The sequence below is a fragment of the Streptomyces sp. NPDC019443 genome, from assembly GCF_044389785.1.
In the GTDB taxonomy this organism is placed as follows: Bacteria; Actinomycetota; Actinomycetes; order Streptomycetales; family Streptomycetaceae; genus Streptomyces.
The window spans coordinates 34,954-40,953 of record NZ_JBIRYJ010000016.1 but is presented as its reverse complement, the minus strand read 5'-3'; the positions used below and the strand labels follow the sequence as shown (position 1 = coordinate 40,953).

Annotated in this window: 4 protein-coding genes; 3 read left to right on the top strand and 1 reads right to left on the bottom strand. The window is 71.9% G+C overall.

All coding sequences use genetic code 11. The features are described from left to right. Positions 1-409 precede the first annotated feature (409 nt). Positions 410-1,153, top strand: coding sequence for a hypothetical protein (locus ACH492_RS33025; RefSeq protein ID WP_398992013.1), 744 nt, complete (start codon positions 410-412; stop codon positions 1,151-1,153). A gap of 535 nt (positions 1,154-1,688) precedes the next feature. Here the strand turns inward: ACH492_RS33025 and ACH492_RS33020 are convergent. After that, positions 1,689-4,121 carry a SpoIIE family protein phosphatase gene (locus tag ACH492_RS33020; RefSeq protein WP_398992011.1) on the bottom strand — a complete coding sequence of 811 codons (2,433 nt, stop codon included), beginning with the start codon at positions 4,119-4,121 and terminating at the stop codon, positions 1,689-1,691. A gap of 360 nt (positions 4,122-4,481) precedes the next feature. Here ACH492_RS33020 and ACH492_RS33015 point away from each other — a divergent pair, with 360 nt between their 5' ends. Together ACH492_RS33015 and ACH492_RS33010 are read left to right on the top strand one after the other, a co-directional pair. Continuing rightward, positions 4,482-4,709 carry a response regulator transcription factor gene (locus tag ACH492_RS33015; protein WP_398992009.1) on the top strand — a complete coding sequence of 76 codons (228 nt, stop codon included), beginning with the start codon at positions 4,482-4,484 and terminating at the stop codon, positions 4,707-4,709. Positions 4,710-4,794: 85 nt separating this feature from the next. Further along, entirely contained in the window at positions 4,795-5,217 is a 423-nt protein-coding gene (locus ACH492_RS33010; protein WP_398992007.1) for a hypothetical protein, read from the top strand. Positions 5,218-6,000 lie beyond the last annotated feature (783 nt).

The window sequence follows — 6,000 nt, the reverse complement described above, 5'->3', positions numbered from 1 at the left end:
TAAATGCGTCCGGGACCGGTACCAACACCGGTGGTAACGCTCAGGGCGGTAATGCGTCCGGGACCGGTACCAACACCGGTGGTAACGCTCAGGGCGGTGACGCGTCCGGGACCGGCACGAACACCGGTGGTGACGCTCAGGGTGGTGACGCCACGGGCTAGGAGCTGACTGGCGCGGACAGCGTCGAGTGAGTTCGCAGTCTGGCTGGGTGGCCGAGCCGGTGGCCGCGCCGCCCAGCCAGACCGTCAGTGTTCCCGTGAAAGCGGAAGGTGGGGCTGTTTCAGGCGGCCTCGCACGGTGCGGCGAATGCGCCCACCCCGGCATCGGGTAAAGGCCCGTCTCGAAAGATTATGGTTTTTCGCTTGTTCTCGGCTTCGCGAGAGCATGCGGAAGAGGAACGAGAATTCTCATGAAGCGTAGTATCCGGAAGAGCAGTCTGGCCGTAGCCACCGCCTCCGTCCTCCTTACTGCCGGCGGTGTACTGATCCCGGCGAGCGCGGCGTTTGCGGCACCGGCGCTGCCCAGCCAGGCGGTGTCGGCAGCCGGCGGTGACCACGAGAAGCGTGACGGTCACAAGAAGAGCGATGGTCACAAGCACAAGAAGCGTGACGGTCACAAGAAGAGTGATAGTCACAAGCACAAGAAGCGTGGCGGCCACGGAAAGCACGACGGTCACAAGAAGCGTGGGAGCCACGACGACTACTGCCGCAGCGGCACGGGCGGGGATGGCACCGGCGGCAACGGGACGGGCAGCAACGCTCCCGTCTGCCAGGCTCCGGGCGGCACCGGCACGGGCGGCACCGGCCGCGGCGGCAGGGGCAGCTGTGGTGGCCGTGATGGCAACGGCCGCAATGGTACGGGCACCAACGGCAACGGCGGCGGCCCTTGTCCTGACACACCGGCCCCGCACGCTCCGCCCAAGGACGACACCGGCAGCCCCTCCACTCCTGACGCGCCGGCCCCGCAGGACCCGCCCAAGAAGGACACCGGCGGCCACTCTGTTCCTGAGCCGGCTCCGCAGGCGCCGCCGAAGGACGAGACCGGTACCCCCTCTGTTCCTGACGCGCCGGTTCCGCCGGAGGAGGAGACCGGCAGTGCCTCTGTTCCTGAGCCGGCTCCGCAGGCTCCGGCCGGCGACGTCGTCGTCAGGTGACCGAGCGGGGGAACACGCCGGGGGTTCAGGGTGCAGAGCTGCGGAGGTGGTCCCGGACGGTCTCCTTGCCCTGTTGTCGGGTGTGGTGATGGTGCCGGGTGTTGCCTGGCTGGAAGGCTCGTGAGGATTTGTGGGTTCTTGCCCCGCCGCATCTGCGGTGGGGCAGGACTCGTTTCCGTGGCGGTGGGGGGTGGGCCGTAGGGCGAGGGCTCGGTGCACGAGCTGGCCTGGATGTTCCTCAGTCTGCGGTGAGGGACTGCTCGGCCGGGACGGGTTTGCCGCTGGGGGCAGGACTCGTTCCCGTGGCGGTGGGGGGTGGGCGGGTGGTGTGGCGAAGGTTCGGTGCACGAGCCCGTGGCGGTGGGGGGTGGGCCGTGGGGCGGGGGTTGGGTGCACGGCCGGCCTGGATGCTCTTCAGTCTGCGGTGAGGGGCTGCTTGGCCGGGACGGTTTTGCCGCGGGGGCAGGACTGGTTTCCGTGGCGGTGGGCGGGTGGTGGGGCGGGGGTTGGGTGCACGGGTCGGCCTGGGTGCTCTTCAGTCTGCGGTGAGGGTTTGTTCGGCCCAGATGGTTTTGCCGATGGGGGCGTGGCGGGTGCCCCAGCGGTGGGCGAGTTGGGCGACCAGGAGCAGGCCGCGTCCTCCTTCGTCGTAGGTGCGGGCGCGTCTGAGGTGGGGGGCGGTGTTGCTGGAGTCGTAGACTTCGCAGATCAGGGTGGTGTCGGCGTGGATGAGCCGGAGCTGGATGGGTGGTTTGCCGTAGCGGATGGCGTTGGTGACCAGTTCGCTGACGGTCAGTTCGGTGATGAAGGCGGCGTCGTCCAGTCCCCAGGCGGTGAGTTGGTCGGTGGCGTTTTTGCGGGCCTGGGCGACGATGGCGGGGTCGCAGGCCAGGTCCCAGGCGGCGACCTTGTCGGCGTGCAGGGCCCGGGTGCGGGCGATGAGCAGGGCGATGTCGTCGTCGGGGCGGTGGGTCAGCAGCGCGGTCAGGACCCTGTCGCAGACGGTGTCCAGGGTGGGGGCGGGGCGGGCGAGGACCTGGAACATTTTGTCGAGGGCTTCGTCGATGTCGTGGTGGCGGGGTTCGAGCAGGCCGTCGGTGTAGAGGGCGAGGAGGCTGCCTTCGGGCAGTTCGGTTTCCATGGTTTCGAAGGGCAGGCCGCCCAGGCCCAGTGGGGGGCCGGCGGGGACGTCGAGGAAGTAGACGGCGCCGTCGGGGGTGACCACGGCGGGCGGGGGGTGGCCGGCCCTGGCCAGGGTGCAGTGGCGGGAGACGGGGTCGTAGACCGCGTACAGGCAGGTGGTGCCGATGCCGCCGGCGGTTTCGGCGGCGCCTTGGGTGCCGCTCTCGTCGGCGGACAGGTGGATGACGAGGTCGTCGAGGTGGGTGAGCAGCTCGTCGGGCGGCAGCTCGACGTCGGCCAGGGTGCGTACCGCGGTGCGCAGCCGGCCCATGGTGGCCGAGGCGCGGATGCCGTGGCCGACCACGTCGCCCACGACCAGGGCGACGCGCGCGCCGGACAGCGGGATCACGTCGAACCAGTCGCCGCCCACGCCGGCCTGGGTACCGGCGGGCAGGTAGCGGGAGGCGATCTCCAGTGCCGCCTGGTCGGGCAGCGTGTGCGGGAGCAGGCTGCGCTGCAGGGTCATGGTGGTGGTGCGCTCCCGGCTGTGCCCGCGGGCGTTGTGGATGCTGAGGGCCGCTTGGGCCGTGAGTTCCTCGGCCAGCAGCAGGTCGTCCGGTTCGAAGGGCTCTTGGCGCTGGTGGCGGCTGAAGAAGGCCACGCCGAGAGTGGTGCCGCGGGCCCGCATCGGCACCACCATCACCGAGTGTGTCCCCACCTCGCGGATCCAGGCGGCCTGGGGGTCTTTTGCCGCCCACCGGGCGATGGCGGGGTCGCTCCCCCCGTACAGGGCGCCACGGCCCCGGGCCAGGCACTCGGCCACCGGTGACAGCGCCGGGTAGGTGGTCTTCTCGTCCACCGCGGCCAGGGACTGCGGGCTGTCTTCGAGGACCGAGCGCACAGCGGTGCGGCCCAGGGTGAGGGGTCCTGCCGGCGGGACGGGGGGCGGCTGGTCGACCTGCTGGGGGGTATCCAGCAGGTCGACGGCGGCGAAGTCCGCGAGCCGGGGGACGGCGACGTCGGCCAGTTCCTGCGCGGTGCGCTGGATGTCCGGGGTGGTGCCGATGCGGGCTTCGGCGTCGCTGCGCAGGAGCATCCGCTGCCGGGCGAGGTACCCCCCGGACCCGGAGTGCGCCGTCAGGCACACGGCGCGTACCCGGCCGTCGGGGTCCTTCAGCGGGGCCAGCGAGGTCGACCAGCCGCGCTCCGCGCTGACACCGGTGGGGCGGATGTAGGCCTCCACCTGCTGCGGCTCGCCGCTCTCCAGCGCGAGGCGCATCTTGCTCTCGGCCTCCTCGCTCACCGGATACGGCGCGATTTCCGGCAGGCGCAGCCCGCGCATCTGGTCCTCGGTGAGGGACAGCGCGCGCTCCATGCCGCTGTTCGCCCGTACCAGCCGCAGGTCCGCATCGAAGACGGCCAGGATGTCGGGGGACTGGGTGAAGGTCCATTCCCTCAGCGCTTCGCTCCCGGGCGTGCCGGGCCTGCCCGCCACCGCACACACCAGGAGCCACTCGGCGGCCGGGCCGTGCGGCGTCCGGCGGTGCGCGAGCAGTGCCCGCTCAAGCCGGCGGCCGTCCCGGTGGAGCAGCGCCACGGTGCCGCTCCACCTCTCCCGCCCGGCCGCATCGCGCCGCGCCGCCTCGCCGACGTCATCGGCGAGCAGCCGGGCGGCTGCCTGCCCCACGGCCTCCGAGGGCAGGTAGCCCAGCAGCCGCCGGGCACCCTCGCTCCACCCCGTCACGATGCCCTGCTCACTGACGGTGGCCGTGGCCGTGTATGCCGACCCGGGACAGGCGTCCGACTCGTCCGGCCGCTCACCGGGAGGGGTGGGAAGTCGCTCCATCGCCGCTCATCTCGCCCTTCGGGAACCTGCACGGCCGGGGCCCTCCTGACAAGCATGATCCTCAGGGGCACGGAGCACCAACCCGGCGCTGTCACCAGGGGTCCTGCCCCACAAGCCGACCGGGAGACGGCAGATCATCTCCGTAGCCGTGCGGCTCTTCTCTCTGGCCGGGCTGCGGCCGGGCTGTGGCTGTGGGCGTGGGCGTGGCCTGTGACAGGCCTGTGACAGTCGGCGGACACCGTCATGAAGTCGCCCGGGCAGCCTTTTTGAAAGAGGACAAATTGCAGTATTCGGGCATTTGTTCCCTGCTTCCGAGGGTGTGAGCAGTGATGACCGTGCCGATCCGTCGGAGGAAATCCCATGAGCCTCACCCTCACCACGCCGTACGCCGCCCCCGCACCTGCGCTGGCCCCGCGTGAGCAGGAGACGCTGCGGCATATCGCCGCTGGGCGCACCTATCTGCAGACGGCCCGCCACATGGGGCTCTCCAAGCACACGGTCGACGCCTATCTCCGCCGTATCCGGGCCAAGCTCGACATCACCAGCACGGCCGAACTCACCCGGCTGGCCATCTCCCTGGGACTGTGACACCCGGCCACCGGGGTGCAAGACCGCCGGGAACCGGTCCGGTGCCCGTGCATGTCCCCGGCACCCGCCGCGCGAGAAGACCGGCATGGCCCGCGGCATCACCACGAGTGTCCGCATCGGCGAACGCGGCGTTATCCGCAAGGCCCTGTCCCACGCCGTGCTGGACACGGTGACCCGCTGCTGTCACTGCTGCGCCGACCGCACCATCACCCCGGGCCACGTCCCGCGCCCGGGCGGCGGCGACGGCACAGGCCTGCACGCCGAACTCGCCCGGCTCGTCCTGCCGTTCGCCCGCACAGCACGGGCCGGCCTCCAGCGCCCCGGCGGCGGCGTGGCCCGGGCCGCTGCGGGCGGGCCAGGCCATCGCGCCGCCCGCCACCGCCGCCCGCCACCACTGGTCATCACCTCGGCCGCATCACCCGGACACTCGCACCGCCGCACGGCCTCGCGTGGTGGCGGGGGGCCGGGAGCGGGGCTGTGCGGCCGGGGCTGCGGCGGCGTTGGCTGAGCCGGTGGCTATCCGTGTCCTGCAGTGGGCGGTTGAGCGGGTGTTTTTGATCCCTGGCCGTGAGGTGGGTACGGCTGGAGGGTCTGGGTGGTGGGGGCTGGTGGGACGGCTCGGCGGTAGGGCCGGGAGTGCGGTGGTCCGCCGGCGCAGACGATGGCGGCGCAGGCGGTGTTCTGCTCGGGTCGGTGCAGGCCGCGGCGGTGGCGGAGGCTTCGGCGGACCCGGCAGCGGGTCATCGCGATGCAGTGTGGTGAGCAGGCGCAGTGCCCGGGGTGCGGGCGGCCGTGGACGGTGGGGGTGGAGCGGTCGAGGGCGGCGGTGTACTGCTCGGACCGCTGCCGGGTGAGGGCCTGCCGTCGCCGGCGCAGCCGCGCGCGGCCCACATCTGGGCCGCGCGCGGCTGCGCCGGCGAACGCGTGGACTGGGCCCGCGAACGCCTCCGGCTCACCCTGCGCATCGCCTCCCGCCCCCCAGGGCGCCAGGGGCTTCGTCGTCCTGTCCCGCCGCTGGAAAGGCGCACGCACGATCGGCCGGTGCAGGAACGCCCGCCGCAACGCACGCGACCACGAGCGCCTGCCCCAGCACTGCGAAGCCCGCCTGAACCGGGCGCTCATCACCATGATGACCCCACGCCCGACCCGCAAGAGCCCCCGCACCAGTCAGTGGACGAAGAGGCCCGGCAACTGGGCGCCGGCTCCTGATCAGGATCGGCACTGGGTGTCCAGACGTTCCGCCTGCCCGCCGAAGGGCAGGACGAGGGTGCGTGTCGTCATCGGCCAGGCG